The sequence below is a fragment of the Pararhizobium sp. DWP1-1-3 genome (assembly GCF_049896125.1).
Taxonomy (GTDB): domain Bacteria; phylum Pseudomonadota; class Alphaproteobacteria; order Rhizobiales; family Rhizobiaceae; genus Pararhizobium.
This window is the reverse complement of record NZ_JAFCTR010000016.1, coordinates 78,925-105,820: the sequence shown is the minus strand read 5'-3', so window position 1 is coordinate 105,820 and position 26,896 is coordinate 78,925. Positions and strand designations below refer to the sequence as shown.

At 61.6% G+C, this 26,896-nt stretch carries 27 protein-coding genes, 1 tRNA gene and 1 riboswitch; of the genes, 10 read left to right on the top strand and 18 right to left on the bottom strand.

All coding sequences use genetic code 11. From position 1 onward, the window contains the following. The first annotated feature begins 75 nt into the window (after positions 1–75). Positions 76–1,071: an Hsp33 family molecular chaperone gene (locus ACP7BS_RS24990; RefSeq protein ID WP_426240256.1), complete on the top strand. Its 996-nt coding sequence runs from the start codon at positions 76–78 to the stop codon at positions 1,069–1,071. A 13-nt stretch (positions 1,072–1,084) separates the two neighbouring features. Here ACP7BS_RS24990 and apaG read toward each other — a convergent pair whose 3' ends face one another. Further along, positions 1,085–1,477, bottom strand: a complete 393-nt coding sequence (apaG, locus tag ACP7BS_RS24985; protein WP_426229335.1) for a Co2+/Mg2+ efflux protein ApaG — start codon at positions 1,475–1,477, stop codon at positions 1,085–1,087. Positions 1,478–1,572: 95 nt separating this feature from the next. Here apaG and ACP7BS_RS24980 point away from each other — a divergent pair, with 95 nt between their 5' ends. Further along, positions 1,573–2,184 carry a CDP-alcohol phosphatidyltransferase family protein gene (locus ACP7BS_RS24980; RefSeq protein ID WP_426240255.1) on the top strand — a complete coding sequence of 204 codons (612 nt, stop codon included), beginning with the start codon at positions 1,573–1,575 and terminating at the stop codon, positions 2,182–2,184. Positions 2,185–2,196: 12 nt separating this feature from the next. On the opposite strand, the gene ACP7BS_RS24975 is transcribed toward ACP7BS_RS24980, so the two are convergent. Beyond that, on the bottom strand, positions 2,197–2,607 hold the full coding sequence (locus ACP7BS_RS24975) for a hypothetical protein (RefSeq protein ID WP_426240254.1): 411 nt from the start codon (positions 2,605–2,607) through the stop codon (positions 2,197–2,199). A 202-nt stretch (positions 2,608–2,809) separates the two neighbouring features. Then, positions 2,810–3,994 carry an O-succinylhomoserine sulfhydrylase gene (locus ACP7BS_RS24970; RefSeq protein WP_426240253.1) on the bottom strand — a complete coding sequence of 395 codons (1,185 nt, stop codon included), beginning with the start codon at positions 3,992–3,994 and terminating at the stop codon, positions 2,810–2,812. 44 nt (positions 3,995–4,038) lie between these two features. Next, positions 4,039–4,117, bottom strand: a riboswitch (SAM riboswitch). Positions 4,118–4,225: 108 nt separating this feature from the next. Between ACP7BS_RS24970 and ACP7BS_RS24965 the strand changes: the two genes are divergently transcribed. From ACP7BS_RS24965 to ACP7BS_RS24955, 3 genes are all read left to right on the top strand, one after another. Then, the gene (locus ACP7BS_RS24965) at positions 4,226–5,323 is read left to right on the top strand and encodes a 2'-deoxycytidine 5'-triphosphate deaminase (protein WP_426240252.1); all 1,098 of its coding nucleotides are present in this window, start codon (positions 4,226–4,228) and stop codon (positions 5,321–5,323) included. Between the two features lie 66 nt (positions 5,324–5,389). Beyond that, positions 5,390–5,463, top strand: a tRNA-Gly gene (locus ACP7BS_RS24960). A 57-nt stretch (positions 5,464–5,520) separates the two neighbouring features. Then, positions 5,521–5,805 carry a hypothetical protein gene (locus ACP7BS_RS24955; RefSeq protein WP_426240251.1) on the top strand — a complete coding sequence of 95 codons (285 nt, stop codon included), beginning with the start codon at positions 5,521–5,523 and terminating at the stop codon, positions 5,803–5,805. A gap of 28 nt (positions 5,806–5,833) precedes the next feature. On the opposite strand, the gene ACP7BS_RS24950 is transcribed toward ACP7BS_RS24955, so the two are convergent. Beyond that, positions 5,834–7,735: a glycosyltransferase gene (locus tag ACP7BS_RS24950; RefSeq protein ID WP_426240250.1), complete on the bottom strand. Its 1,902-nt coding sequence runs from the start codon at positions 7,733–7,735 to the stop codon at positions 5,834–5,836. 92 nt (positions 7,736–7,827) lie between these two features. On the opposite strand from ACP7BS_RS24950, the gene ACP7BS_RS24945 reads away from it, so the two are divergent. Beyond that, positions 7,828–8,700, top strand: a complete 873-nt coding sequence (locus tag ACP7BS_RS24945) for a transporter substrate-binding domain-containing protein (RefSeq protein WP_426240249.1) — start codon at positions 7,828–7,830, stop codon at positions 8,698–8,700. A 7-nt stretch (positions 8,701–8,707) separates the two neighbouring features. On the opposite strand, the gene ACP7BS_RS24940 is transcribed toward ACP7BS_RS24945, so the two are convergent. The 4 genes from ACP7BS_RS24940 to ACP7BS_RS24925 all read right to left on the bottom strand — a co-directional run bounded on the left by ACP7BS_RS24940 (position 8,708) and on the right by ACP7BS_RS24925 (position 11,623). Then, positions 8,708–9,529, bottom strand: a complete 822-nt coding sequence (locus ACP7BS_RS24940) for a sterol desaturase family protein (protein ID WP_426240248.1) — start codon at positions 9,527–9,529, stop codon at positions 8,708–8,710. Between the two features lie 90 nt (positions 9,530–9,619). Next, positions 9,620–10,030: a tellurite resistance TerB family protein gene (locus tag ACP7BS_RS24935; protein WP_426229268.1), complete on the bottom strand. Its 411-nt coding sequence runs from the start codon at positions 10,028–10,030 to the stop codon at positions 9,620–9,622. 53 nt (positions 10,031–10,083) lie between these two features. Beyond that, positions 10,084–10,944 carry a thermonuclease family protein gene (locus tag ACP7BS_RS24930; RefSeq protein WP_426240247.1) on the bottom strand — a complete coding sequence of 287 codons (861 nt, stop codon included), beginning with the start codon at positions 10,942–10,944 and terminating at the stop codon, positions 10,084–10,086. A 13-nt stretch (positions 10,945–10,957) separates the two neighbouring features. After that, the gene (locus tag ACP7BS_RS24925) at positions 10,958–11,623 is read right to left on the bottom strand and encodes a S24 family peptidase (protein WP_426229266.1); all 666 of its coding nucleotides are present in this window, start codon (positions 11,621–11,623) and stop codon (positions 10,958–10,960) included. Positions 11,624–11,850: 227 nt separating this feature from the next. Between ACP7BS_RS24925 and ACP7BS_RS24920 the strand changes: the two genes are divergently transcribed. Next, entirely contained in the window at positions 11,851–12,951 is a 1,101-nt protein-coding gene (locus tag ACP7BS_RS24920) for a calcium:proton antiporter (protein WP_426229265.1), read from the top strand. 174 nt (positions 12,952–13,125) lie between these two features. Beyond that, positions 13,126–14,004 (top strand): DMT family transporter, encoded by an 879-nt coding sequence (locus ACP7BS_RS24915; protein ID WP_426240246.1) that lies wholly within the window; start codon positions 13,126–13,128, stop codon positions 14,002–14,004. Here ACP7BS_RS24915 and mntR read toward each other — a convergent pair. Then, a complete protein-coding gene (gene mntR, locus ACP7BS_RS24910) occupies positions 14,001–14,450 on the bottom strand; it encodes a manganese-binding transcriptional regulator MntR (RefSeq protein ID WP_426240245.1) in 450 nt (149 codons plus the stop codon). The two genes, ACP7BS_RS24915 and mntR, sit on opposite strands and share 4 nt — an antisense overlap. Before the next feature lie 219 nt (positions 14,451–14,669). Here mntR and ACP7BS_RS24905 point away from each other — a divergent pair, with 219 nt between their 5' ends. Further along, positions 14,670–16,028, top strand: a complete 1,359-nt coding sequence (locus tag ACP7BS_RS24905) for an Nramp family divalent metal transporter (RefSeq protein WP_426240244.1) — start codon at positions 14,670–14,672, stop codon at positions 16,026–16,028. Positions 16,029–16,274: 246 nt separating this feature from the next. Beyond that, positions 16,275–17,351, top strand: coding sequence for a Tim44 domain-containing protein (locus ACP7BS_RS24900; RefSeq protein ID WP_426240243.1), 1,077 nt, complete (start codon positions 16,275–16,277; stop codon positions 17,349–17,351). Positions 17,352–17,400: 49 nt separating this feature from the next. On the opposite strand, the gene ACP7BS_RS24895 is transcribed toward ACP7BS_RS24900, so the two are convergent. From ACP7BS_RS24895 to ACP7BS_RS24855, 9 genes are all read right to left on the bottom strand, one after another. Continuing rightward, the gene (locus tag ACP7BS_RS24895; RefSeq protein ID WP_426240242.1) at positions 17,401–17,760 is read right to left on the bottom strand and encodes a hypothetical protein; all 360 of its coding nucleotides are present in this window, start codon (positions 17,758–17,760) and stop codon (positions 17,401–17,403) included. Between the two features lie 504 nt (positions 17,761–18,264). Continuing rightward, a complete protein-coding gene (locus ACP7BS_RS24890; protein WP_426240241.1) occupies positions 18,265–18,825 on the bottom strand; it encodes a YdeI/OmpD-associated family protein in 561 nt (186 codons plus the stop codon). A gap of 357 nt (positions 18,826–19,182) precedes the next feature. Further along, positions 19,183–19,473 (bottom strand): GIY-YIG nuclease family protein, encoded by a 291-nt coding sequence (locus ACP7BS_RS24885; RefSeq protein WP_426240271.1) that lies wholly within the window; start codon positions 19,471–19,473, stop codon positions 19,183–19,185. 387 nt (positions 19,474–19,860) lie between these two features. Beyond that, entirely contained in the window at positions 19,861–20,151 is a 291-nt protein-coding gene (locus ACP7BS_RS24880) for a GIY-YIG nuclease family protein (protein WP_426240240.1), read from the bottom strand. Between the two features lie 515 nt (positions 20,152–20,666). After that, a complete protein-coding gene (locus ACP7BS_RS24875; RefSeq protein WP_426240239.1) occupies positions 20,667–22,883 on the bottom strand; it encodes an FAD-dependent oxidoreductase in 2,217 nt (738 codons plus the stop codon). A gap of 187 nt (positions 22,884–23,070) precedes the next feature. Next, positions 23,071–24,279: an acetyl-CoA C-acetyltransferase gene (locus tag ACP7BS_RS24870; RefSeq protein ID WP_426229256.1), complete on the bottom strand. Its 1,209-nt coding sequence runs from the start codon at positions 24,277–24,279 to the stop codon at positions 23,071–23,073. A 46-nt stretch (positions 24,280–24,325) separates the two neighbouring features. Next, complete coding sequence (locus ACP7BS_RS24865; protein WP_426229255.1) at positions 24,326–24,655, bottom strand: type II toxin-antitoxin system PemK/MazF family toxin; 330 nt, start codon at positions 24,653–24,655, stop codon at positions 24,326–24,328. After that, positions 24,655–24,915, bottom strand: a complete 261-nt coding sequence (locus ACP7BS_RS24860; protein ID WP_426229254.1) for an AbrB/MazE/SpoVT family DNA-binding domain-containing protein — start codon at positions 24,913–24,915, stop codon at positions 24,655–24,657. The genes ACP7BS_RS24865 and ACP7BS_RS24860 overlap by 1 nt, the downstream gene beginning before the upstream one ends. 60 nt (positions 24,916–24,975) lie before the next feature. Beyond that, positions 24,976–26,772 (bottom strand): acyl-CoA dehydrogenase C-terminal domain-containing protein, encoded by a 1,797-nt coding sequence (locus ACP7BS_RS24855; protein ID WP_426240238.1) that lies wholly within the window; start codon positions 26,770–26,772, stop codon positions 24,976–24,978. Positions 26,773–26,896 lie beyond the last annotated feature (124 nt).

Below are 26,896 nucleotides of genomic sequence, written 5' to 3'. Positions count from 1 at the left end.
CAGGATCAATAGAAAGCATCGGACAGCGACCCGGCCTTCATGGCGGGAAAACGTCCGAGGGCTAGGAGCAGAGTGATGACGGAAGCAGACTTTGGCCTCGGCCAGTTCGATTTTGCCGGCGACGATCATGTCGTGCCCTTTCAGGTAGAAGGCCTCGACGTGCGCGGCCGCGCCGTCCAACTCGGCCCGATGCTGGATGCGATCCTCGAGCGCCACAACTACCCCCTACCGGTCGCCCGTCTCGTTGCCGAAACGGTCGTGCTGACGGTACTTCTCGGCACCTCGCTGAAATTCGAAGGCAAGCTGATCATCCAGACCAAGAGCAATGGCCCGGTCGATCTGGTCGTTGCCGATTTCGCCACGCCGGACCGGGTGCGCGCCTATGCGCGCTACGACGAGGAAGCTCTGAAGATTGCGGAAGAAAATGGCCTGACCCAGCCCCAGCATCTGCTCGGCGAGGGAATCCTTGCCTTCACCATCGATCAGGGCGCACATATGCAGCGCTACCAGGGTATCGTGCCGTTGGACGGCGCCTCGCTGGAAGAGATTGCCGGCGTCTATTTCCGCCAGTCGGAACAGATCCCCACCAAGGTTCGCCTGGGTGTCGCCGAACTGCTCGATCGCGATGAGAACGGCAAGCCACGCCATCGCTGGCGGGCCGGCGGCATGGTCGCGCAGTTTCTGCCGGAAACGCCGGACCGCATGCGCCAGCGGGACCTGCACGGTGGAGATGGCGACGCGACGGATGCCAACGCTGACTTCGAGGTCGATGATCTCTGGGGTGAAGCCAGCGTCATGGTTCAGACAATCGATGCCGACGAACTGACCGATCCGACCGTTGGTACAGAGCGTCTGCTTTACCGGCTGTTCCATGAGCGTGGCGTCAAGGTCTATCCGCCGCAGGCGGTCTACGATAAATGCAGCTGTTCACGCGAGCGGCTGCGCGATGTGCTGGCCGCCCTCAGCCAGGACGATATCGATCATGCGGCGGAGGACGGAATGGTGTCGGTCAGCTGCGAGTTCTGCTCGACGACCTACAGCTTCGAGGCAACGGAAGTGAAGCCGCAGTAAGACGCTGCGGCCGTCAGTTCAGCGTCCGGTTCTGGCCGGGCGAATCCAGCGAGAAGGCGGGGATGGCGACGTTGAAGGACACGCCTTGCGTGGTTTCCATCAAATAGTGGCCGAACATTACCCCTGATGGCGTATCGAGCGGGCAGCCGGAAGAATACTCATAAGTATCGCCGGGGTTGAGAACCGGCTGCTCACCGATGACGCCAGGTCCATTGACCTCGTCCACCTGGCCGTTTTCATCGGTGATATGCCAGTAGCGCGTCATCAGCCGGACCGTCTCGTCGGACAGGTTCGAGATCAGGATCCGGTAACCCCAGACGTACCGGCTGTCATCCGGATCGGATTGCTCCTCCAGATAATAAGGCTCGACGGTCACCTCGATGTCGCGTGTCAGCGCGCGGTACATATGCAAACCCTTTTCAAGTCCATAGGCGATATTCTACAGCAAGATGGTTTCGTCAAGAATAATGGACAGCGTAAACTGTCTGGATAGGGCACAGCATGCTGGACGGTCATCTCAGGAAGCGGCTCGACCCTTGGCTGGATCGTGCAGGTCAAGGTTTGGCGGTGCGCGGTATCGGGGCGGACACGGTTACCATCATGGGTTTCGTGATCGGCCTGGCGGCCGGGATCGCCATTGTTCTCGACGCTTATGTCTGGGCCTTTGTTCTGATCGGCTTAAGCCGGATTTGTGACGGCCTCGACGGCGCCGTCGCCCGGGCGACCCGAAAAACCGATTTCGGCGGTTTCCTCGATATCGTGCTCGATTTTGCCTTCTACGGTCTCATCCCGTTCGCCTTCATCCTGGCCGACCCTTATGAGAACGGCGTTGCCGGTGGGCTCTTGCTGCTGTCATTCTATGTGAATGGCGCCAGCTTCCTCGCATTTTCCATCATGGCTGAAAAACGCGGTCTTACGACGGAGCTGCGCGGCGCGAAGTCGCTCTATTTCACCACCGGTCTTGCCGAGGCGACCGAAACGATCGGCGTCTTCCTGGCCTTCTGCCTGTTTCCACAATGGTTTTGTGAGATCGCGGCGATCTTTGCGCTCGTCTGTTTCTATACGGCCCTGTCGCGCATCATGCTGGCCACTCAGGTTTTTGGTAGAAAGTAATTATGGCGGGGCCTATTGCTTGACGGACTGGGAGGTTAGGTAATCCAAATCTAATCGGGTCAACTGCTGCCGGAGCTTTTTGAGTTTCTGTTTCGCCATTCCTGTTCGGCCAAGCATCAAGCCTGCGGCGATGAAATACCATTCAAAAAACCAGCCAATCGCGCGGATAACGCCGACTAAAGTTACACAGAGCAGGACTGCGATCATAGGCAGAATGATTTTATCGGCCGCCAGTCCGAGTGATCCCCCCGTCACGGCGCCCAGAAATACCAGCATGGAAACGGGTAAAAATACCCAAAAGAATGCGATCATAAGTGGCAAGCATACTGCTGTGAGTGGCAGTCTAATCGCAGTTCTCAGCGCCCACAAATCATGGCGGGTAAAGTGAAATTTGAGGCGATTTTTGATTGGCGCAAACCCCATCCTTGCTCTCCTGATGCCGCAGGGCCACGCTATGGCAAAAAATGGAATTTGGGTATTATGTGGCTAAGCTTCCTGACGAGAAGCGCGCGCATCCCGCTGAATTCAAAACTGAATTTCTATAAATCAGCGCCTGTATACGAGAATATGATTAAGTATACCGGTGCCTCCCCCCAGCCAACCGGTGGGGAGGAGGCAGGATTGATCAGGCCTGAACCGACTTCAGAGCACGGGCGAAATCCTCGATCAGGTCTTCGCTGTCCTCGATCCCCGCCGAGAAGCGCACGGTGCCGGGCGAGATGCCGAGTTCCGCGCGGGCTTCATCGGAAAGGTTCTTGTGCGTTGTCGTTGCCGGATGGGTGATCAGGCTCTTGCTATCGCCGAGATTGTTGGAGATCAGCACCACGTCTAGCGCGTTCTGCAGCGCAAAGGCCGCTTCCTTGCCGCCCTTCAGCTCGAAGCAAACCAGCGTCGAGCCGCCCTTCATCTGCCGGGCGATGATATCGGCCTGCGGATGGTCCTTGCGGCCGGGATAGATCACCTTGGCGACCTGGCTCTGCTCGGCGAGGAAATCGGCGACACGCGACGCGTTTTGGCTCTGCTGGCGCACCCGCAAGGGCAGCGTCTCGATGCCCTTCAACAGCGTCCAGGCATTGAATGGCGAGAGGGCCGGGCCAGTGTGGCGGAAATAGTCGTGCAGGTGCTCGTTGATCCATTCCTTGTCGGACAGGATCACGCCACCGAGGCAACGGCCCTGGCCGTCGATATGCTTGGTGGCGGAGTAGACGACGATATGGGCGCCCAGTTCCAGCGGCTTCTGCAGCAGCGGCGTCGCAAAGACGTTGTCGACGATGACCTTGGCGCCGATCTGATCGGCGATCTTGGCGACGCCTTCGATATCGATCACTTCCAGCGTCGGATTGGTCGGGCTTTCGAGGAAGAACACCTTGGTGTTTGGCTTGACGGCCTTTTCCCAGTTTTCCAGGAAACGCCCGTCGATCAGCGTGAATTCGATGCCGTATTTCGGCGCCAGCGTTTCGACCACCCAGCGGCAGGAGCCGAACAGGGCGCGGGCCGCAACGATATGATCGCCGGCCTTCAGCTGGCAGAGGATTGCGGCGGAAACCGCAGCCATGCCGGATGCGGTGGCGCGCGCATCTTCGGCGCCTTCCAGCATGCACATGCGCTTTTCGAACATGTCGTTGGTCGGGCTGCCGTAGCGGGCGTAGATGAAGCCGTCCGTCTCGCCCTTGAAGCGCGCTTCCGCCGCTTCCGAGCTGTCGTAGACGAAGCCCTGCGTCATGAAGATGGCTTCGGAGGTTTCGCCATGGTTTGAACGGGTCGTGCCGCCGTGAACGAGCTGTGTCGCGGGGCGCCAATTGTTGCTCATCGATTGTCTCTTTCAAAACAAAAAAACCGGCCGCGTAAAGCAAGCCGGTTTCAAACCCGGCCTTTTTAGCTATTTGTTTTACGTGGCTGCAAGCCGACCGGCCAAATCACCACGGGATAAGTCAGTATTTACTGATTAGCCGCGCTTGCGTCAATTCCCGCGAACAAGAAGATATGTCACAGGGACAATTTGGGTTATGACGTGCCGGGTGCGGCAAAGAGGACGATGGAAATGACCAGGGCCACAGGCATTCTAGCCGATCGCGCCATTGCTGCGCTGTTTGATGCGGGACGGTTGAAAAGCGAGGCAAAGCTCGATGCCGACCAGATCCAGCCGGCCAGCCTTGACCTGCGTCTCGGCTCGATCGCCTTTCGTGTGCGCGCCAGCTTCATGCCCGGTCCCGGCCATCTGGTGGCCGACAAGCTCGACCGGTTGAAGCTGCACGTCATCGATCTGTCCGAAGGGGCGGTGCTGGAAACCGGCTGCGTCTACATCGTGCCGCTGATGGAAAGCCTCGATCTTTCACCGGAAATGTCCGCCTCGGCCAATCCGAAAAGCTCGACCGGCCGTCTCGACATCTTTACCCGCGTCATCACCGATCGCGCCCAGGAATTCGACAAGATCCCGGCCGGCTATTCCGGCCCGCTCTATCTCGAAATCAGCCCGCGCACCTTCCCGGTCATTGTCCGGCGCGGCTCGCGCCTGTCGCAGATCCGCTTCCGCATCGGCCATGCGCTGCTCACCGAAACCGAAGTGCTGGCACTGCATGAAAGCGACGTGCTCGTCGCCAGCGACAAGCCCAACGTCTCCGGGGCCGGCATTGCGCTGTCGATCGATCTCAAGGGCACCGGTGCCGATGGCCTGATCGGGTATCGCGGCAAGCACCACACCGCCGTCATCGATGTCGACAAGAAGGCCGAGCACGGCATCTTCGATTTCTGGGAACCGCTCTACAGCCGCGGCCGCGACGAACTGATCCTCGATCCCGACGAGTTCTACATTCTCGTCTCGCGCGAAGCCGTGCATGTGCCGCCGCTCTATGCCGCCGAAATGACGCCGTTCGATCCGCTGGTCGGCGAATTCCGTGTCCATTATGCCGGCTTCTTCGACCCCGGGTTCGGCCACGTCTCGGCCGGCGGCAAGGGCAGCCGCGCCGTGCTGGAAGTCCGCAGTCACGAAGTGCCGTTCATCCTCGAGCATGGCCAGATCGTCGGCCGCCTGGTCTACGAGCACATGATCGAGCGCCCAGAAGGTCTTTACGGCCTCGGTCTCGGTTCCAACTATCAGGCCCAGGGCCTGAAACTCTCCAAGCATTTCCGTTCGGAGTAAATTCCGCCGGAAAAGCGGCTGCCGCCTTGACAGGCAGCCATGCTTGGTGGAAACCTCGGGGGCAAGGCGGGTATGATGTAGTGGTAGCTTGTCAGCTTCCCAAGCTGATCGTGCGGGTTCGATTCCCGCTACCCGCTCCACTTTATTTCAGATATTGCAGGCGTATCCATCTTGAACAAGGAAGCGCCGTTCCGGCCATGGAAAAATCCACAAAGCGCATTCGTTTGGAAGAGGAACGAGATCAGCTCAAGGATGAGTTGGCAAACGAGTTCAAATTTTTCAGCGCCACCAACGAATTCCGCGAGGGGATGCTGCCCGAGATCATCGCGGTCATGACACGATACGACCGGATCGAACATGTCCTGAAGCGTTACCAGGATGAGGTGTTCACGCCGTTGGTTGAGCCGCAACTCGACATTGATGCTCCGCCGGTGGAGGGCGACACGCTGCATTTTCTCGGAAAAAAGCCTCCATCCGAATAGACCCCAGCCGTCCAAACGCCCGGAACCATCAGCTTTCACCGGGGTGGCAGACTGGAAGGTGCGGCGTCTTGTTCCAGGAAAACGGAGCCGTCCGCAACTCTAGCAGGGCCTTCCATGCGGCCAGGGACATAAACAGCCAGTACAAAGGCACGAAAATCCAGCGCCAGCCGACAGCCCGTTTTTCGCGGGCAGTCATCCGGCTTCGCCCAAGTGAGACGAAGACCGCGTAACTGCCGAAAATATTGACGATATCGCAGGTGAAGAGCCAGAAGGTCAGCCAACCCTGCGCATGCGTGCCGTCATCCAGCATCAGCCATGTCAGATAGACAAGGAAGCCGACGATGAAGGGATGGCTGAGGGCGGAAAGCAGCAGTCCGGCGATCAGAATCTGAAAGACGATGAAGGCTGGCCAGCCCATCTCGCAGCTCAGTTGACCGGGCTTGCGCATCAGCACCAGCCATGTCTGCAGCCACCCCTTGAACCAGCGCGTGCGCTGGCCAAGCCAGACGCACCGGGAAGTCGGTGCTTCCTCCAGTGTCGGCTTGAAGATGACGCGCGAACGGTAACCGAGGCGATGCAGCCGCAACCCGAGATCGGCGTCCTCCGTCATGTTGTAGGGATCCCAGCCGCCGATCCGTCTTAGCTCTGCCGTGCGAAAATGATTGGATGTGCCGCCGAGCGGCAACGGCAGGCCGGTTAGGGAAAGCATTGGCAGCAGCCCGCGAAACAGCCCGGCATATTCCAGCGCAAACAAGGCGCTCCACCAGGATTGCTGCGCATTGGTAACGATCAGCGGTGCCTGCAGGCAGATGACATGCTGTGGCGCGGCCGTGAAGGCGGCATGGGCCTCGCGCAATTGTTCGGGATGCGGCCGGTCCTCGGCATCATAGACCGTCACATAGGTACCGCGGACGCCGGGAAGGGCGTAGGCCAGGGCTTTCGGCTTGGTGCGGGGCATGTGGACCGGCACCCGAACGATCTCGTATTCGCGCGCCAGCGGTAAAGCCTCAAGTGCCGCAATGGTTGCGGCATCGTCTTCCTCGCAGATCAGCTTGATGTCGAGCCGCGAGCGTGGCCAGTCGAGTTGGTTGAGCCCATGGATAAGTTGCCCCACCACGCTTTCTTCCCTGTAAAGCGCGACAAGTACCGAATAGACCGGCAGCGGCCCGGCGGTGTCCGGAGGTTCCGCCATCCTCTCCTCGCGTCGTTGCAGCAAGGCGCTGACGAGCGCGTAAAGCCGCACCAGGAAATTGGCCAGGTAAAACAGTGTCAGCACGATATGCAGGATCAGCATGCTGATCAGCGGGACAGCCGCCGCCGCCGCGACCAGGGCACACAGCGCGACGCCGGCGTAAAAACCCTGCTTGCCCCAGAACGTGATGCGGGCGCTGTGGAGCGGCGCGGTCTCGAACAGTGCGCGCGTCACCGCCGAAACCCGCCGGTGGCTGCCGGCTCGCCAGACTGCACGGCGCACCGCCGATGGCGTCGACACGGCGAGCGACGCGCGCAGCAGCGGTGTTCGCTGCAGAAGTGCTGCAAGCCCGGCAAGTCGGCCAAGCGAGGGAACGATCACGGTGACCGGCGGGCGGCTCGCATGATGGACCCGCAGAATTTCCGGCCGGGCGATCTGGGTGTCGAGCCCTTCGATGTCCTGGACGCGGCCCGCATCGATATCGGGCATGAAATCAAGCTTCAGTGTTTCCGCCAGCGCTTCGAAATAGATGGTTTCGTCGATCTCGCCGGATGCGAGCAGTTCGTCCTCGACGGTGGTGCCTTGCGCCTGGGCGAGCTGCATTGCCCGCGCGATCGAAGGTTTGCCGATGCCCATCTGCAGCAGCAGCCGGCCCTCCTGTTTCAGGGCAGGCGCAAATCCTCCCCCTACGGTATCAGGCGGTGTTCGCCCGACCGATGGCCCATTCGCGGTAGCCATACCGGAATTGTCCGGATATTCTCCCAGACACATGAAAACCCCATTGCCGCGCCCCGCAGCAATACCCCTGTCTCATCCCGGGAATAATCATAATGCTACGCGCTTTCCGTGCATCTCTAAAATTTTACGGGATTTTCACGCTTTGCGTGTTGTCGGTTGCATCTTTTCCTGCCGTGTCGCGCGCGGCGGATGGAGTTCATGACTTGCCGCTCCTGTTTGACGCCCGCGAGCGGATTGCAAAGCCGGACTTGAGCGGTCTGGCGCGCCTGCGGTTTCTGACCACCGTGGATTTTCCGCCGTTCAACTTCATCGATCAATCCGGCAAGCTTGCCGGCTTTCATGTGGATCTGGTCCGGGAGATCTGCCGTGAGCTGGAAATCGACGCCAAATGCCAGATCCAGGCCGTGACCTTCGCGGAACTGCAGCCGGCACTGGAGGGCGGGCAGGGGGAGGCCGTCATCGCCGGGATCGGCACCAGCTCGGAACTGCGGCAGCGGTTCGCCTTTTCACGCGCCTTCATGAGGCTTCCCGCCCGGTTTGCGGCCAACCATCAGGTGCTGGGAAATGCTCTTTCCGTGGCGTCTCTGGCGGGAAAGCCGGTTGGTACTGTGTCGGGCACCACGCATGAGGCCATGCTCAAGGCATTTTTTCCGCACCTTGAAGCGCAGCCTTTTCCCAGCCGCGACGCCATGCTGGCAGCACTGAAGCAGGGGAGCGTTGCTGCGGTTTTTTCAGACGCCATGCAATTGTCCTTCTGGACGGCCGGCAGCGATGCCGCTGGTTGCTGCGCGCTGATCGACGGCGCCTATTTCTCGCAGCGCTTTCTGGGTGAGGGTTTGGCGATCATGAACCGCAAGGGCGACTCGGCCCTGACGCAGGCAATCGATCACGCGTTGCTGGAACTGTCCCGCAAGGGTCGGCTGAACGAGATCTATCTGCGCTATTTTCCGGCTGGTATTTACTGAAACCCTGTCAGCCGGTCTTTCGAAACGGCAGCAATAGCGACCAGGATAGCCGCGCCGGCGACGGATTGGGATACTGCGCAAGCCCGATCCGCATAGTCTCCGGCGAATGTTTAGAGCGCTCCCGGTAGGTTGAAAACAGCCGGTCCCAGAGGGAAAGGTTAAAACCGTAATTGGTATCCGTCTCGTCCGGATCGGCGGAATGATGGATGCTGTGCATGTCCGGCGTGACGATGAGGCGGCGCAACAGGCGATCGACGCGGGCGGGGAGTTTCAGATTGGCGTGATTGAACATCGCAGCCCCGTTCAGCACGATCTCGAAGATCAGCACGCTGACCGGCGGTGCGCCGATCGAAAGGATCACAACTGATTTCCACAGGACCGACAGCAGAATTTCCAGCGGGTGGAAACGCAGCGCCGTCGTCAGGTCGAGACCGGTATCGGCATGGTGAACCCGGTGGACGCGCCAGAACAGCGGCACCTTGTGAAAGAGCACATGCTCGACCCAGATAGCGAAATCGAGGACCACGAAGGCGAGGAGACCGCTCACAAGCGATGGCAGCCCGAGCATCGGCAAAAGCCCATATCCATGCGCGTCTGCGTAGAGTGCGACACCGGTGGCGGCGGCCGGAAAGATCATCCGCAGCAACAGCGACGACAGGATCAGGATGGACAGATTGGTAAACCAGCGCCTTGCTTTCAGCGCGCGCATCAGTTCAGGGCGCTCCAGCCGGGGGTGAGCCAGTTCGAGCAGGGCAAGCGACAGGAAGATTGCGGCAAAGAAGGTCAGGCGCCAGGCCGGTTCGCTGATGCCGAATATCTGTACTGTCATATCTGCCCTATGATCGTTTCGCCGATGGCCATTCTAACGCGACGGCGATCAAGGGAAATGCACTTCGGCGTGAAGCGGAAATCTGCCGCCTCACTTGCGGAAGCGGGCCATGGCGCCCCGCTCGATCGCAGCGCAGGTCAGCTTGTCCAGCCCCAGCCGGTCACGCAGCAGTTGCAGCAGCCGGATTTCTTCCTGGCGGATCGAAAGGTCGGCCGCAGCAAGCTCGACCGCCAGCGCATAAGCCGTATCGGAGAGACGCGCCGGAAGGGCTTCGCGCACGACTTCCAGTGCGATGTCCAGTCCTTCCGGTCCGTCGAGAAGGGCCGTGCATTCACGCGCCGCATGGATCAGACGGCCATGGTCGAAACCGTCGAACACGGGCAGGGAGCTGGTCAGCCTGCCGATGCGTTCCATCTCGGTATCGGTCATGGCGGTATCGACGGCCGACATCATCACCATGACGTAGATGAGGGCTTCGTGATGACTCATGGTGTCAGTCATGGCGTATCCGTGTTGCTGTTCCGGTATTGTGAAGTATGAACCGTCGCCGTGGTCTACAAGCCCTGATCGGTCGTATCCGCGCCGGCATTCGCATCTCCGGGTAGCGGTGTTTCGGCCGGCGGCGCCGTGGTTGTGTCGAAAGTTCTGGGATCATCTCCGAAGAAGCCAAGACGGGCCTTGCGGGCAGCTTCCACTTTGCCGGCCAGCGGCGATCCCGCCGGCACTTCCGCCCAGCCGCTTTCGGCGAGCCAGGCGGCAGGATCCGCATTGTTGAGGCGGCAGGTAGTGGTCAAGGTTCCCTGCCAGCTGTTTTTCGTTACGTTGCAGAGGAGTGCACGCGCCCTGATGAAATTGCGCAGTGCTGTTCGCGCGATCACGCCGCATGGCCATGTCCGTCCCGCTTCGCCGCAGACCCGATCCGCCTTTTGCGGGAGAATTCCGTCGAGTTGCAGCAGCCGGCCGCCGAATTGTATCAGGCCTGCCGACAGCGCCACCGGATGGCGCAGCACGGTGGGGAGCGGCTCCGGCCTTGCAACGGGCTGTGACAGCGGCGTACGGGGCTCTATGCGTTCCAGCGGCTGCGCTGTCACGTCTTCTGGAAGGCCGAATTGTTCAGGGGCAATATCGCGTACGGATACGCCATGCGGCTCGATTGCGCCGCTACCATTGCCATCGCCAATATTGGCGGAGCTCTCGGAGGCGGTGACCGGCTGCGCGTCCGCGGTTATGGCGTCGCCACCGAGGTCGGGCACATCGGCGTCGGGCACATCGGCCATGTCAGGTGTTTCGAGCGCGAAGTCCGGCGTGGCAGCGCTTTGCCGCCCTTGAATGGCTGACGCACCGGTCAGCAACAGGGCGACCGTCAGGGCAATTCCGGCGAGGCCGCCGCCGATGGTGAACAGGTGCCGCTTCATCAGGAAAACCGTCCTATTGGCTGGCCCAGATGATACGGGCGATCCATTCGACGTCGCTGAGTTCGAATGTGCGGTTGGGGTGTTCGGGGTTCAGTGACAGCAACTCGATGCTGCGCGGGGTTTGGCGCACCAAAACCTTGGCCATCACCTCGCCTTCGGCGGTCTTGACCACCACCCGGTCGCCGCGGCGGATCTGCGCGCCGGGTTCGACGATCAGCACATCGCCGTCGCGATAGAGCGGCAGCATGCTGTCGCCCTGGATTTCCAGCGCATAGACGCCGACCTTGGTACCGGGAGCGGCTGGAAACTCGACGACATCCCAGCCCTGGCCTGCCGGAAAGCCGCCATCGTCGAAGAAGCCACCCGCGCCTGCCTGGGCAAAACCGAGCAAGGGGATGGAGCCGGTCTGCGGCGGAAAAGCACCCTCCGGCAACGCTCCGGAAGCAGGTTCCGGCCGCAGGAAGTCCATGAACTGGTTGATGGTCGAACCGGTCGCGCCGAGAACCTTGGCGATCGATTCCGTCGACGGCCAGCGCTCGCGGCCATCGGCGGAATGACGCTTGGACTTGTTGAAAGAGGTCGGATCGAGTCCGGCCCGCCGGGCGAGGCCCGAAGGGGATAGCTGATGCCGCTCAGCGAGCGCATCGATGGCACTCCAGATCCTGTCGTGTGAAAACATCGTTGCGCATCCTGCAAGCGGTGAAGCGTGACGCTTTCCTGTGTTCTGGCTTCTTGCTGTCGTGAATATTTGTCCGTGCAGATTAGCCAAAATGCGGCGGGGAGTAAAGTGTGCAAGGAAAATAATCCTGTCTCTTGCCTGCGCAAACGCGCCCGCTCCGATTGAAATACGCCGCGTGCCGCCTATACTTCGCTGCACCTTATTCCGCTGGTTGCGAGGCGCCGCACTTGTTGATCCTTTTGAAGTCCGAAATCCTCTTGGGCGTAGCGCTTGTTTTTGCCGCCGCCGGCTTTCTGTTCGAGCATGCGCTGCTTCAGGCGGGGCAGATGGCAGCCCTTGCCGGTGCCGCCGTGCTGGTCTTTGCCATCGTGCTCGCGTCACTGCGCGTCGCCCATCATGCCGAAGTGCTGGCCGCCAAGGTCGGCGATCCCTATGGCACGATGATCCTGACGCTGTCGGCGGTGCTGGTCGAGGTGATCATCCTGGCGATCATGATGAGCGGCGAAGAGATATCGCCGACCCTGGTGCGCGACACGATCTATTCTGCCGTCATGCTCGACATCAACGGCATTCTCGGGCTCGCAGCCCTGTTGGGCGGCCTGAAACACGGCGAGCAATCCTATAACGACGATTCCAGCCGCACTTACAGCGTCATGATCCTGACGGCGATGGGCATTTCGATGATCGTGCCGGAATTCGTTCCGCAGGCCAAATGGCACTTCTATTCCGCTTTCACCATCGTTGCGATGGTGACGCTCTATGCGGTCTTCCTGAAGATGCAGGTTGGCGTGCACAGCTATTTCTTCAGCTACAGCTATCCCAAGCGCGAACATTCAAAGCGTGAAGGCGTGGAAAACCACACGTCCGAGGATGAACCGGTGGCTGCGTCCATAACCATCCTGATCATCGGCATCATCATCATCGGCGCGCTGGCGGAAATCATGTCGGGCCTTTTGACCGCCGGTCTCAAGGGCAGCGGCGCCCCGCCGATTCTGGCCGCGATCGTCGTGGCGGCCATTTCGGCCTCGCCGGAGATCATGACGGCAATGCGCGCGGCCCTTGCCAACCGGATGCAGGCCGTCGTCAACATTGCGCTCGGCGCCTCGCTTTCGACTGTCATCCTGACGGTGCCGGTGATGGAGGCGATCGCGCTTTATACTGGCCAGCCTTTCATCATGGCGATGACGCCGGTGCAGACGGTGATGGTGACGATCACCCTGATCGTCGCTGCCATCAACCTCAATGACGGCGAAACCAATGCCATCGAGGGCATGACCCATTTCGTGCTGTTCGCCACTTTCGTCATGCTGTCGTTTCTTGGTCTCTGAGGCCGGAGAACCGGGTGGGCTGACGCGCACGTCTGACGGCGGAGCGTCCGGCAGAATTCCCGGCGGCTCCCCCATTTTTCGCCACATGCCGGCCTGTTCTCCCCCTTCCGCCCCGGCGTGCCGCACGATATCACAGGCTGCGCGCGACAAGTGCCGCGCCATCGGGAGCCCTGCGTGAATACCTCCGTCCTTTCTGGCATTGTGCTGACGATCTTTTCCTATTTCCTGTTCACGCTGCAGGATGCCTCGGTCAAATGGCTGGTGGTGGCGCTGCCGGTCTGGCAGATCCTGTTCGTGCGCAGCGTGACGATTTTTGCGATCTGCGCCGCCATCGGCCGTGGCCCGCTGCTTGCCCGCTCGTTGCGCTCGCCGGTTCTCAAGCCGATGATCCTGCGCAACCTGCTTCTGCTGGCCGCCTGGCTGTCCTACTATACGGCCGCGCGCGATCTGGGCCTGGCGGAGCTGACGACGATCTATTATGCGGCGCCGATCCTGATCACCATTCTCGCCGTGCCGATCCTGAAAGAAGATGTGCCGCCGCTTCGCTGGATCGCGGTCATCGTCGGTTTCGCCGGGGTATTGGTGGCGACCGATCCGTTCGGCTCCGGCATGAAACTGTCCTTGCCCGTCTGGCTCGCTCTCCAGGCGGCGGTGTTCTGGGCGTTTTCGACGGTGCTTTTGCGCAAGACCGCGATGCAGGAGGTGACGCTGGTGCAGATGACGCTGTCGAGCGGCTTCTTCATCCTGTTCACCGGCATCGCCGTTGTCGTCACCTGGGTGACGCCAAGCCTTCTGGACCTCGCGCTGATGATCGGCACGGGGCTGATCGCCGGCATCGCGCAATATGCGCTGTTTGAAGGCATGCGCCGGGCGCCGGTCTCCGTGCTGGCGCCGTTCGAATATTCGTCGCTGATCTGGGCCTTCGGACTTGGATTTTTGATCTGGGGCGATGTTCCCGCAACCCAGGTTTTTGCCGGCGCAGCCCTGATCTTTTCCGCCGGCCTGATCATCATTCTGGGCGAACGTTTCGGACGGCGGTTGCGGGCCGGCTAGGCTTTCTTGTCGATGAACCGGCGGAAGGCTTCCAGCGTCTCGACGCTGACATGATGCTCGATGCCTTCGGCATCGATGCGCGCCGTTTCCGGGCTGACGCCAAGGCAACGCAGGAAGGCTTCGACCGTCTGGTGGCGTGCCCGGCTTTCGAGCGCCATCTTCTGGCCGGCCTCGGTCAGGAACACGCCGCGATAGGGCTTTCGCGACACCAGCCCTTCGGCGGCAAGCCGTGCAAGCATCTTGGCAACCGTCGGCTGCGCCACGCCGAGGCGGGCGGCGATATCCACCTGCCGGGCCTCGTTTCCATCCTCGATCAGGTCGGCGATCAGCTCGACATAATCCTCGATCAGCGCGCCTCGCCGTGCTTCGCGGGTCTGCCGGAAGCCCTCGGAATGAATGTCCGCGTCTGGGAGCGGGTCCGTGCGGGGAACGGGGCGGCGCGGCAAGGGTGCGGTATCCTCTCACGTTTCTTCAAGATCGTTTTTTTAAGTTTCATAACACGGGCTTGGATTTTTCATAATGATTTATCCCGTCCTCCACACTCCCTCGCATGTGCCTCTCTGTTTGCTGAAAAAAGCATGATCGATGAAATATAGCCTATTGCATAATGTTTTGCCTTGGCATAGCTTTCGGACAACAGACCATTCCGCATCCGGAGACCGTGCATGTCCAATTCCGAAGCCGCCCTTCCACCGCAAAAAAGCTGGACCTTTTCCAGCCCCAAGGAGGACGCGCGGCCAAGCCTCCCCGAAGTCAATGCCAGCATCGCCGTGCCCTCCGGTGGCGTCTGGTTCCGCCGGATGCTCGCCTTCATGGGGCCGGGTTACATGGTGTCGGTCGGCTACATGGACCCGGGCAACTGGGCGACCGATATCGCCGGCGGTTCGCAGTTCGGCTACACGCTGCTGACGGTCATCCTGCTGTCCAACCTGATGGCGATCCTCCTGCAGGCGCTGGCCGCCCGTCTCGGCATCGCCACCGGCCGCGATCTTGCCCAGGCCTGCCGCGACACCTATTCCAGACCCGTCAACTTCATGCTCTGGCTTGCCTGCGAAGCGGCGATCATCGCCTGCGACCTTGCCGAAGTGATCGGCACGGCGATTGCCCTGCAGCTTCTGTTCGGTATTCCGCTGATCGGCGGCGCGCTGATCACCGCGGCCGATGCCTTCCTGCTTTTGCTTTTGATGAACAAGGGCTTCCGCTATCTCGAGGCGTTCGTCATCGCGCTTTTGATCGTCATCGCCGGCTGCTTCATCGTCCAGATCGCTGCCGCCGCCCCGCCGATCGCCGCAGTCCTGCACGGCTTCCTGCCCTCGACCGAGGTGGTCACCAACCCGGCCATGCTCTACATCGCCATCGGCATCATCGGCGCCACCGTCATGCCGCATAATCTCTATCTGCATTCCTCGATCGTCCAGACCCGCAATTACAAGCGCACCGACGAGGGCAAGCGCGATGCGATCAAGTGGGCGACCACCGACAGCACGATTGCGCTGATGCTGGCGCTGTTCATCAACGCCTCCATCCTGATCATTGCCGCGTCCGTCTTCCACGCCAATGGCCGCACCGACGTGGCCGAGATCGGCCAGGCGTACGAACTGCTGTCGCCGCTGCTTGGTCTCGGCATCGCCTCGACGCTGTTTGCCGTGGCGCTGCTCGCCTCGGGCCTCAACTCGACGGTGACGGCGACGCTGGCCGGCCAGATCGTCATGGAAGGCTTCTTGCGGCTGCGCATTCCGCAATGGGCCCGGCGCCTCATCACCCGCGGCATCGCCATCGTTCCGGTCGTCGTCGTCACCTGGATCTACGGCGAGAAGGGGACCGCCGAACTCTTGGTGTTCAGCCAGGTCATCCTGTCGATGCAGTTGCCCTTCGCGGTCATTCCGCTGGTGCGCTTCGTCTCCGACAAAAAGAAGATGGGCACGTTCGTCATCCCGAAATATGTCGCGGCCCTCGCCTGGATCGTCGCCTCGATCATCGTCGTGCTCAATCTCAAGCTGCTCTACGACACGTTTATCGGCTAAGGCGGATCTGCCAAGCCGGGACGGGGAAAGGCGGCGTGTGTGCCGCCTTTTTCTTTGGGCATTATTATCCGGATTCAACCCGCGGGGATAATTTCCGAGGTGTTTTTCTGCAGTGTCACCCGCATTCGATGGCCGCTTTACCGTGAACTGCGGCGTAAAACCCTTCAATTCGCCGCTCGATGCCCCCATATGGGATGCAAGAGGCGCGCGCTTGCGGGCCGGGAGTGAACGATAGGATTGGGTTTCATGTTGAGAGTTGGACGCGTTCTTGCGACCTTTGCGGTTGCTTCCATGGTGATGCTGACGGTGGTCGATCTGGCTGAGGCCCGGCGCGGCGGCAGCAGCTTCGGCAGCCGCGGCACCCGTACATTCTCCGCACCGCCGGTGACCCGCACGGCGCCGGCGGATGCGACGCCGATCAACCGGACGATGACCCCGCAGAACCAGGCGACGACGCCCGGCGCTGCCGGCCAGCAGAACATGGGCCAGGCGGCCCGTCCCGGCGCCCAGCGTCCGGGCGGCTTCTTCGGCGGCTTCGCAGGCTCGATGCTCGGCGGTCTGGCCCTTGGCGGCCTGATCGGCATGATGATGGGCAACGGCTTTGGCGGCATGGCCGGCATGCTCGGCATGCTCTTGCAGATCGCGCTGATCGGCGGCGCCGTGATGCTCGCCTTGCGCTTCTTCCGCAATCGCCAGACGGCGGCACCGGCCGGCTACGCACCGCGTGGAGCGGGTAGCTCGCCGATGCAGGGTTTTGGCACACAAGGTCAGAACTCGGGCTCCGGTTCGGGCATGCCGTCTTTCAAGATCCCGTCCATCGGCGGCGGCGCGCTTGGTGGAGGTGCTCCCGGTAGGGGCGCAACCGCCGCTGCCCGCCCGGCACAGCCGCGCGTCGCCGATGATACGACCGACGAGATCGGTGTCGGCGGAGAGGATCTCGGCCAGTTCGAGGCGATGCTGAAACAGGTTCAGGCTGCCTACGCCGCCGAGGACTACGCCACGCTGCGCAAGCTGACGACGCCGGAAGCGATGTCGTGGCTGGCCGAAGAGCTGAGCGACAATGCCACCAAGGGCCTGAAGAACGAGGTCCGCGACGTGCACCTGGTGCAGGGCGATGTCGCCGAAGCCTGGAACGAGGGCGGCGATGATTACGCCACCGTCGCCATGCGCTACGAGAGCATCGACGTCACCCGCGACCGCGCCACCGGCCGCGTCGTCGAGGGCGATCCGGACAACCTGGTGGAGACCGTCGAACTCTGGACGTTCCTGCGCAAGCGCGGCGGCGACTGGCAGGTCTCGGCCATCCAGGGCGCGGCGGCCTAAGCGCTGCACTACCACTTCGACCTTCGACCGCCGGCACTGCCGGCGGTTTTCATATGCACTCGGCGTCATCCGGTAAGCCGGCAAGTCTGAACATTTCCCTCAAGGTTGCCGACTGACGCCGCGGCTCCTCGCGGATGCAGGGCGGAAAGCACCGGTGATAGCGGCCGGACGTTGCCTGCGCCTCCGAAAGCAAGCCCCGGCAGGCCTTTGCGCGGCGGCAGGGCGAGAGGCTGCAGGTCTTCCAATAGCCAAGCGAACTGGCGCTGACCTGTAGTATTTTCTGGCACTCCTGCTCCTGCTGGCGCTCCGTCAACCGGTGAAATTCACCCCAGGTGAAGCCGGGGATATAGGGCTTGGCATCGCGTTCCGCCTCGTCGCACTGCTGCTCCTCCTGCGTTCTGATCTTCATCTCGCCTTTCCTTTGCGCATGTTTCTGCGGTCACGCGGCAGTTCTGCCCGTGTTGAAATTCGTGGAGAGCCCACACGAGTGCGGAACCTCATTTTGAGTTTTAGTGCGTGGCTCCGCACTCGCGTGGCCTTCGGCGTTCGTTCGGGGTGTCCGGCCCCTACAGGTGATTGCCTTGCCTCGCTGTATGGCTTTCTTCACGGCATCCTTTCGGGATGCCCGGCCACTTGCACGGCTCAACCGAACCGGACCTGGCGGCCCGGGGGAGGCTTGATAGGCGGCGCTGCCTAAAGGCAGGACCACCATGGCTGTCACCTCCCTGGCCATTGCCGCACGTTACGGGTCAAACCAGGGCGCCGGCCTCCACCTGCCCGCGACCGTCTCGCGAAACACTCCGGCGGCGGAGACGGGAAGAAGTATGGCCGCATTTTTCAGACCGGGGATGAACGGGGATGATTTTTTATCCGAAAAGCCGGGCGCAACGGCATTTGGCGGCAAGGGGAGGCTTTATTCGTCCCCGCTGAGCCGGGCCATGGCTTTCTCGACGCGGGCCAGACGGATTTTTGGCGTGGTGGCTTTCAGGAGCGGCAGGATCAGCGCGTATTGGCCGGTTTTGTCGAGCGCTGCAAACGCGGCGGCAGCTGTCGCATTGCCGCTCAGCGCCGCCGCCAGCTCCTCCGGCAGCCCGGCATTGCGCTGCGGCTCATAGGCCACCGCCCAGCTTCCATCTGCCTTCGCCGCCGCTACCTGCGCAAGACCCGCCGCCTGCATCCGCCCGGCCTCGCTCAACGCCGCCACCCGATCGACATTCAACCGCGACCACGGACTTTTGCCCCGCCGCGGCGAATAGCGCTGCAGATAGGACTTTTCGTCAAACCCCTTCCGCTGACTGTCGATCCAGCCGTAGCAAAGCGCAACATCCAGCGCCTCGCCAATGGTGATCAGCGGCTTTTTGGCGTTTTTCTTGGCAATCAGCAGCCAGATGCCGGGGGACTGGGCGTGGTGGGTGGCAAGCCAGATGTCCCATTCGGCTGGGGTGGTGAAGGCGTGGGGGGTGAGGGCGTCCATGGGGTGGTCCGGGTTGGGGTGTGGCGATTGTATCGCGTGTGCGGGGTATGGCTAGGGGGCTCGTGGCGTCCTAGACATTTGCGATGAGGAGCGCCCCGCGGTCAGTTGGCTGGCGTCGGTGGCTCCCCAAAACTCCGTCATGCCTGTGCTTGTCACAGGCATCCAGCCACCGCGCGTCGGCGCGGTGAGGGAACACCTCAAGAGAAGCGAGTCTTTCGCGCCGCAGACGCGGCGCACTGGATTCCTGTGACGGGCACAGGAATGACGGAGGAGAGGGAGGTGCCTCGACCGACAGAGCCGAGTATGAGGCACCTGCGAGAAGCGATGCTCCGTCCACACCAACCCCAAAGCGTCCTCTCACAACCCATGCAGATAATGCGCGATATCCTCCCAGTTGGGGTTCATCGCCTCGATCAGGTTGAGCTTCCACTGGCGCGGCCATTTCTTGATGGTTTTTTCGCGGGTGATCGCCGTCGTCACCAGGTCATATTCCTCGAACCACACCAGCGTCTTGACGCCGTAGCGGCTGGTAAAACCCTTGGTGAGTTCGTTCTGATGCTCGAACAACCGGCCCGGCAGATCGCTCGTCACGCCGGTATAGAGCGTGCCGTTGCGCTTCGAGGCAAGGATGTAGACGTAGCCTTTCATGGCGGGAAAGGTGCGGCATGGGCGGCGGGCTGGCAAGAGGGTTGGGTGGTCGTTGTTTGGAGGGATGGTGGTTGGCGGCGGCATCATCGAGCGGCTGCGGGCCGCTTTCGGGGGCTGCGGCTTGCGCCCGACAGCCTCCCCACCCTCCGTCATGCCTGTGCCTGTCACAGGCATCCAGCCACCGCGCGTCCGCGCGGTGAGGGGGCGTTCATGTCCGCGGAGAGGAGGAGTCTTTCGCGCCGCAGACACGGCGCACTGGATTCCTGTGACAGGCACAGGAATGACGGAGGAGAGGGAGGTGCCTCGGCCGACAGAGCCGAGTGTGAGGAACGTGCAGGAAGCAATAGCAACGGGATGACGGCGCATTCAGGAAGCACCACCGTCCTCTCACAACCCATGCAGATAATACGCGATATCCTCCCAGTCGGGGTTCATCGCCTCGATCAGGTTGAGCTTCCACTGGCGCGGCCATTTCTTGATGGTATTTTCCCGGGTGATCGCCGTCGTTACCAGATCATACTCCTCGAACCACACCAGCGTCTTGACGCCGTAGCGGCTGGTAAAACCCTTGGTGAGTTCGTTCTGATGCTCGAACAACCGGCCCGGCAGATCGCTCGTCACGCCGGTATAGAGCGTGCCGTTGCGTTTTGAGGCAAGGATGTAAACGTAGCCTTTCATGGCGGGAAAGGTGCGGCATGGGTGGCGAAGTGGCAAGAGGGTTGGGCAGCTGTTGTTTGGAGGGATGGTGCCCACTAGCGGCATCCTCGAGAGACTGCGGACCGCTTTCGAAGGCTGTGGTTTGCACGCGGCAGCCTCCCCACCCTCCGTCATGCCTGTGCCTGTCACAGGCATCCAGCCACCGCGCGTCCGCGCGGTGAGGGGGCTTTCATATGGCGGCAAGGAAAAGGTCTTTGGCGCCGCAGACGCGGCGCACTGGATTCCTGTGACAGGCACAGGAATGACGGGGGAGAGGGAGGTGCCTCGAGCGAAAGAGCGGAGTGTGAGGAACGTGCAGGAAGCGACGGGCAACTGGAGGGAAATACCTGCAAGATAAGGACGGCGTCGCCAGCCACCAGATGCAGAGTGCAGGTCCGTCGCCGCGTTCCACCTCACGATGCAGGATATTTGCTGAGACAGGCCCCGGAGGGCCTGTCTGATGGTTCTGGATGTCGCCGGATATCAGGCGGCTTTTGTCAGGCGGCCTTGGCGGCTGGCGCATAGGGGTCGAACCGGCCGTAGAACGTTTCGCCCTTGGCGGCCATGTCTTTCAGCAGCGGCGTCGGCTGGAAATGGTCGCCGTAAGAAGCGGCCAGCTTTTCGCAGAGTGCCACGAAGGTTTTGACGCCCATGCCGTCGATATAGCTCAGCGTGCCGCCGGTATAGGGGGCAAAGCCAAAGCCGAGGATCGAGCCGACATCGGCTTCGCGCGGGTCGGTGACGATGCCTTCTTCGATGGTGCGGGCGGCCTCTAACGCGATGGTGACGAGGAAGCGCTGCTTGATCGTCTCGACGTCGAAGCTTTCGGCCGGCTTTTGCGGGTAGAGGTCCTTCAGGCCCGGCCAGAGCGACTTCTTGGCCGGCTTGGCCGGATAGTCGTAAAAGCCCTTGCCGTTCTTGCGGCCGCGGCGGTCGAGATCGTCGACCAGTTTGTTGATCAGCGTCATGTGGCGCGGATCGACGGAGCCTTCGCCGAGATCGGCGATCGAGGCCTTGAGGATCTTCTGGGAGAGGTCGATCGCCACTTCGTCGTTGAGCGACAGCGGACCGACCGGCATGCCGGCCATCTTGGCGATGTTCTCGATCATCGCCGCCGGTACGCCCTCGATGAGCATGTCATAAGCTTCGTGGATATAGCGGAAGACGCAGCGGTTGACATAGAAGCCGCGCGTGTCGTTGACGACGATCGGCGTCTTCTTGATCGCAGCGACGAAATCGAGCGCGGTGGCGAGCGCCACGTCGCCGGTTTCCTTGCCGAGGATGACTTCCGTCAGCATCATCTTTTCGACCGGCGAGAAGAAATGGATGCCGATGAACTGGGCCGGGCGCTTGGAATTCTCAGCAAGGCCGGTGATCGGCAGGGTCGAGGTGTTGGAGGCGAAGATGGCGTCGTCGGAGAGCACCGCCTCGACCTTTTCGATGACGTCCTTCTTGACCTGGCGGTCTTCGAACACGGCCTCGACGACGAGCTTGACGTTTTTCAGGTCGTTGTAATCGGCCGACGGGGTGATGCGGGCAAGCAGCGCCGTCGCCTCGTCCTGCGTCAGGCGTCCCTTACCGATGGAATCCTTGACCAGCCCTTCCGAATGGGCCTTGCCCTTCTCAGCAGCTTCGATGTCGCGGTCGATCAGGGTGACCTCGATGCCGGCGGCAGCGGCGACATAGGCGATCGAGGCGCCCATGAAGCCGGCACCGACAACGCCGATCTGCTTGAGGTCCGACTTCGGAATGCCGGCCGGGCGGCGGGCGCCCTTGCCGAGTTCCTGCATCGAGATGAACAGCGAGCGGATCATCGAGAAGGCTTCGGTGGTCTGCAGGATCTCGGTGAAATAGCGCTGCTCGATCTTCAGGCCGGTATCGAAGGGAACCTGCAGGCCTTCATAGACGCATTTGAGGATGGCAAGGCCGCCCGGATAGTTGCCGGACGTCTCGCGGCGCAGGATGGCGGAGGCTGCCGGCCAGAGCTGGGCCGCAGCCGGCGTCCAGATGCCGCCGCCGGGAACCTTGTAGCCCTTTTCGTCCCAGGGCTGGACGGGTTTGAGGCCGTTCTTGATCATCGCCTTGGCGGCATTGACCAGCTCGGCCGGCTCGGCGATCTCGTGGATCAGGCCCATGGCCTTGGCGCGCTGCGGGGTGAGCGACGAACCGGTGGTCATCATCTGCAGGGCGTCCTGCGCATTGGTCAGCCGCGGAACGCGCTGCGTGCCGCCGGCACCCGGGAAGATGCCGACCTTGACCTCGGGAAGGGCAAGCTTCACCGACTTGGAATTTGCGGCGACGCGGCCGTGGCAGGCGAGCGACATTTCGAAGGCGCCGCCCATGCAGGTGCCGTTGATGGCGGACACCCACGGTTTGCCGGAGGTTTCGAGCTTGCGGAACAGGCCGGTCATCTGGCCGGTCAGCTCGAACAGTTTTTGCGCCGCGTTATCCGGATCGAGCTTCTTCTGCTCGGCCTGGAAGGTGAACATGCCCTTGATCATCGACAGGTCGGCGCCGCCGGAAAAGGTCGACTTGCCGGAGGTGAAGACGACGCCCTTGACGGCCTCATCGGCGACGGTCTGGTCGACGATGGCGTCGAGTTCCTTCATCACCTCGACGGTGAAGACGTTCATCGACTTGTCGGGCATGTTCCAGGTGACGAGCGCAATGCCGTCGGCGTCGGTTTCGATGGTGAAATTGGTATAGGTGGTCATGATGGGATTCCTCTCCCTTGAAATCTTGGCTTCGCTCGATGCCGCCGCCGCCTGAAATTGGGGCGATCCGGCCGGGTTGAGCCCCTCCCCCTTGTGGGGAGGGGTTGGGGGAGGGGCTTCCTGCCGTGCGGCGAAAACCCCTCCCGGCCCTTCGGACCACCCTCCCCACAAGGAGGAGGGAAAGACCTCACACCCGCTCGATGATCGTCGCCGTACCCATGCCGGCGCCGATGCAGAGCGTCACCAGCGCGGTCTGCAGGCCGCGGCGTTCCAGTTCGTCGAGCACGGTGCCGAGGATCATCGCGCCGGTGGCGCCGAGCGGGTGGCCCATGGCGATGGCGCCGCCATTGACGTTGATCCTGTCATGGCTGATGTCGAAGGCCTGCATGTAGCGCAAGACGACGGCGGCAAAGGCCTCGTTGAGCTCGAACAGGTCGATATCGGCAATGGTCATGCCGGCCCGCTTCAACAGCTTTTCGGTGACATCGACCGGGCCGGTCAGCATCAGCGCCGGATCGGAGCCGATATTGGCGAAATGCTTGATACGGGCGCGGGGTTTCAGTCCCATGCTCTCGCCGCCGGCCTTGGAACCGACCAGCACGGCCGCCGAGCCATCGACGATCCCGGACGAATTGCCGGCGTGGTGGACGTAGTTGATACGTTCGATTTCCGGATGCGCCTGGATGCCGACGGCATCGAAGCCGCCCATCTCGCCGGGCATCTGGAAGGACGGATTGAGTGACGCGAGGTTCTGCATCGTCGTTGCCGGACGCATATGCTCGTCCTTGGCAAGGATGGTGATGCCGTTCTGGTCTTTTACCGGGATGACCGACTTGTCGAAATAGCCGTTGTCCCAGGAATGACCGGCGCGCTTCTGGCTCTCGACGGCATAGGCATCGACGTCGTCGCGGGAGAAGCCGTATTTGGTGGCGATGAGATCGGCCGAGACGCCCTGCGGCATGAAATAGCCGGGGAAATTGACCGACGGGTCCATGTACCAGGCACCGCCGGACATGCCCATGCCGACGCGCGACATCGATTCCACGCCACCGGCAATGACGATGTCATCGGCACCGGCGGCGATCTTGCCGGCGGCAAAATTGACGGCATCGAGGCCCGAGGCGCAGAAGCGCGAGATCTGCATGCCCGGCGCCTTGTTGGAATAACCGGCCTCGAAGGCGGCGGCCTTGGGGATCACGGCACCGGCCTCGAACACCGGATCGACGCAGCCCATGATGATGTCGTCGACGGTCGACGTATCAAGCCCGTTGCGGTCGCGCAGCGCCTGCAGCACTTTTGCGGCCAGACGCGGCGTCGGCACTTCGTGCAGCGCTCCATCCTTCTTGCCCCGGCCGCGCGGCGTGCGCACGTGGTCGTAAATGAAGACGTCGGTCATTGTTTCATCTCCCTATAGCGCTCGAGGCGCTCTTTATTCGTCAACTCTATTCGAACAGTGCCGAAACCCGGGCCAGAACTTCATCCGTAATGAAGTCCGGTGCCCTTTCAAAAAACCGGCCGCCTCGTGCTTTCATATCGACGGCTCTAATCTGATGACAAAGAATCACACCTGTGGCCTCAGTGCCTGCTCCTGTCAGCGAAACGGCAAATCCGGACGTTCGGGCGAACTGGCCGCCACTCGTAATGGGTGCGACGATTTGGGTGCCGTTTTGGTTGATAAGCCTCGGTGTGAGGACCAAAGCATAACGCGCTTTGGCCTGCTCTCGCCCGCGTGTCGGCTCCAGATCTACAAACCAGATATCGCCCCTGTCCATCAGTCTATGATCTCGTTGCCAACTGACGGCATATCCAGCCATTCTTGTTCTTCGGCCGTTCTTTCAGGCCAAGGGGTCCATTCGGCAATCAACTCCTCCAGTGTGTACTTCGGCCGCGCCCGGGCAACAGCGACGATCTTGCCGTCCTGCGCGGTCACGTCCAGCTTTGTATTGGCCTGAAGCCCGAGCTCTTCGAGGACCGGCTTGGGAACCGTCATCATCACCGATCCGCCCACATTGCGTAATGTCGATACAGCCATTTTCATCTCCATCGGAAAGTTATATCAATGTATAACTTTCCTCGGGTTTTGTCCAAGACCTCAAAACGCCGCCGCATCGAGCGCCATCATCGTGTCGGCACCGGTTTCGATGCGGGCTTTGCGCAGCGCGGTTTCCGGCATGATGCGTTCCATGAAGAATTTGGCGGTGATGAGCTTGTTCTTCAGGTAGGCCTCGCGATCGCCGGCACCCTCGGCCAGTTTTTCCTCTGCCGTCTTGGCGATCTTCGCCCACATATAGCCGAGCACGACGAGGCCGAAGAGGTGCATGTAGTCGGTCGAGCCGGCGCCGGCATTGTCGGGTTTTGCCATAGCGTTGCCCATGAACCACATGGTGGCCGCCTGCAGGTCGTTCAAGCCTTTCTTCAGGCCCTTGGTGTAGACTGCCAGCTTCTCGTCGGACCGGTTTTCCTCGCAGAAATCACCGATCTCCTTGAACAGCGCGGTGATCGCCCGGCCGCCGTTCAGCGCCAGCTTGCGGCCGACGAGGTCAAGCGCCTGGATGCCGTTGGCGCCTTCGTAGATCATCGCGATGCGGGCATCGCGGACATACTGGCTCATGCCGTGTTCTTCGATATAGCCGTGGCCGCCGAAGACCTGCTGGGCCATGACGGCGTGGTCGAAGCCCTTGTCGGTGAGCACGCCCTTGAGGATCGGCGTCATCAAGCCGAGAATATCGTCGGCTGCCTGGCGATCCGCATCATTGTCGCCGCGATGGGCGATGTCGGATTTCAGTGCGGTCCAGAGCGTGAAGGCGCGGCCGGCTTCGTTGAAGGCCTTGATGGTCATCAACGTGCGGCGCACGTCGGGATGGACGATGATCGGGTCGGCCTTCTTGTCCGGTGATTTGACGCCGGAGAGCGAGCGGCCCTGGATACGGTCGCGGGCATAATTGGCGGCGTTCTGATAAGCGACTTCGCTGACCGACAGGCCCTGCAGGCCGACGCCGAGGCGGGCTTCGTTCATCATCACGAACATGGCGTTAAGGCCCTTGTTCTCCGTGCCGATGAGATAGCCGACCGCATCGTCATAGTTCATGACGCAAGTCGAATTGCCGTGGATGCCCATCTTGTGTTCGATGGCGCCGCACGAAACCGTATTGCGGGCGCCAACGGAGCCATCGGCCTCGACATGGAATTTCGGCACGATGAACAGCGAAATGCCCTTCACGCCTTCCGGCGCTCCCTCGATACGGGCAATCACCAGATGGATGATATTGTCGGCCATGTCGTGCTCGCCGGCGGATATGAAGATCTTCTGGCCGGAAATCTTGTAGGAGCCATCGCCCTGCGGCACGGCCTTGGAACGGAGCAGGCCGAGATCGGTGCCGCAATGGGGCTCGGTCAGGTTCATCGTGCCGGTCCAGTCGCCGGCGACCATCTTCGGCAGATAGGTTGCCTTCTGCGCATCGGTGCCGTGGACGAGAATGGCTGCGATGGCGCCCTGGGTGAGGCCGGGATACATGGTCAGCGCCATGTTGGCAGACGACATGTATTCGCCGATCGCGGTGTGAAGCGTGTAGGGCAGGCCCTGGCCGCCGAATTCTTCCGGGACCGAGAGCCCGAGCCAGCCGCCCTCGCGGTACTGGTCGAACGCCTGCTTGAAGCCCTTCGGTGTGGTGACCGTCGCATCGTCGTTGCGCTTGCAGCCTTCCTGGTCGCCGGACAGGTTGACCGGGAACAGCACTTCTTCGGCAAGCTTGGCCGCTTCGCCGACGATCGCCTCGATCATGTCGGGTGTCGCATCGGCAAAGCCGGGAAGGTTGTTGTAGCGCTCGATACCGAGAACGTCGTTGAGAATGAAAAGCGTGTCTTCGACCGGGGCCTTGTAGCTGGGCATGTCTCGTGTTCCTCACCTGTAGCCGTGTCACGGGGCGGCTTCTCCAGCAGCGCTCCATGTAATTTCCATCATGCTACAAAACTTTGACGTGCGCGTAAACGTCAAAGTTTGTGGACGTGGCAAA

Excerpts from the sequence above, each read along its gene's own strand:
- ACP7BS_RS24990 (WP_426240256.1), top strand. The coding sequence starts at position 76 with ATGACGGAAGCAGACTTTGGCCTCGGCCAGTTCGATTTTGCCGGCGAC.
- apaG (WP_426229335.1), bottom strand. The coding sequence starts at position 1,477 with ATGTACCGCGCGCTGACACGCGACATCGAGGTGACCGTCGAGCCTTAT.
- ACP7BS_RS24980 (WP_426240255.1), top strand. The coding sequence starts at position 1,573 with ATGCTGGACGGTCATCTCAGGAAGCGGCTCGACCCTTGGCTGGATCGT.
- ACP7BS_RS24975 (WP_426240254.1), bottom strand. The coding sequence starts at position 2,607 with ATGGGGTTTGCGCCAATCAAAAATCGCCTCAAATTTCACTTTACCCGC.
- ACP7BS_RS24970 (WP_426240253.1), bottom strand. The coding sequence starts at position 3,994 with ATGAGCAACAATTGGCGCCCCGCGACACAGCTCGTTCACGGCGGCACG.
- ACP7BS_RS24965 (WP_426240252.1), top strand. The coding sequence starts at position 4,226 with ATGACCAGGGCCACAGGCATTCTAGCCGATCGCGCCATTGCTGCGCTG.
- ACP7BS_RS24955 (WP_426240251.1), top strand. The coding sequence starts at position 5,521 with ATGGAAAAATCCACAAAGCGCATTCGTTTGGAAGAGGAACGAGATCAG.
- ACP7BS_RS24950 (WP_426240250.1), bottom strand. The coding sequence starts at position 7,735 with ATGGCTACCGCGAATGGGCCATCGGTCGGGCGAACACCGCCTGATACC.
- ACP7BS_RS24945 (WP_426240249.1), top strand. The coding sequence starts at position 7,828 with ATGCTACGCGCTTTCCGTGCATCTCTAAAATTTTACGGGATTTTCACG.
- ACP7BS_RS24940 (WP_426240248.1), bottom strand. The coding sequence starts at position 9,529 with ATGACAGTACAGATATTCGGCATCAGCGAACCGGCCTGGCGCCTGACC.
- ACP7BS_RS24935 (WP_426229268.1), bottom strand. The coding sequence starts at position 10,030 with ATGACTGACACCATGAGTCATCACGAAGCCCTCATCTACGTCATGGTG.
- ACP7BS_RS24930 (WP_426240247.1), bottom strand. The coding sequence starts at position 10,944 with ATGAAGCGGCACCTGTTCACCATCGGCGGCGGCCTCGCCGGAATTGCC.
- ACP7BS_RS24925 (WP_426229266.1), bottom strand. The coding sequence starts at position 11,623 with ATGTTTTCACACGACAGGATCTGGAGTGCCATCGATGCGCTCGCTGAG.
- ACP7BS_RS24905 (WP_426240244.1), top strand. The coding sequence starts at position 14,670 with ATGTCCAATTCCGAAGCCGCCCTTCCACCGCAAAAAAGCTGGACCTTT.
- ACP7BS_RS24900 (WP_426240243.1), top strand. The coding sequence starts at position 16,275 with ATGTTGAGAGTTGGACGCGTTCTTGCGACCTTTGCGGTTGCTTCCATG.
- ACP7BS_RS24895 (WP_426240242.1), bottom strand. The coding sequence starts at position 17,760 with ATGAAGATCAGAACGCAGGAGGAGCAGCAGTGCGACGAGGCGGAACGC.
- ACP7BS_RS24890 (WP_426240241.1), bottom strand. The coding sequence starts at position 18,825 with ATGGACGCCCTCACCCCCCACGCCTTCACCACCCCAGCCGAATGGGAC.
- ACP7BS_RS24885 (WP_426240271.1), bottom strand. The coding sequence starts at position 19,473 with ATGAAAGGCTACGTCTACATCCTTGCCTCGAAGCGCAACGGCACGCTC.
- ACP7BS_RS24880 (WP_426240240.1), bottom strand. The coding sequence starts at position 20,151 with ATGAAAGGCTACGTTTACATCCTTGCCTCAAAACGCAACGGCACGCTC.
- ACP7BS_RS24875 (WP_426240239.1), bottom strand. The coding sequence starts at position 22,883 with ATGACCACCTATACCAATTTCACCATCGAAACCGACGCCGACGGCATT.
- ACP7BS_RS24870 (WP_426229256.1), bottom strand. The coding sequence starts at position 24,279 with ATGACCGACGTCTTCATTTACGACCACGTGCGCACGCCGCGCGGCCGG.
- ACP7BS_RS24865 (WP_426229255.1), bottom strand. The coding sequence starts at position 24,655 with ATGGACAGGGGCGATATCTGGTTTGTAGATCTGGAGCCGACACGCGGG.
- ACP7BS_RS24860 (WP_426229254.1), bottom strand. The coding sequence starts at position 24,915 with ATGGCTGTATCGACATTACGCAATGTGGGCGGATCGGTGATGATGACG.
- ACP7BS_RS24855 (WP_426240238.1), bottom strand. The coding sequence starts at position 26,772 with ATGCCCAGCTACAAGGCCCCGGTCGAAGACACGCTTTTCATTCTCAAC.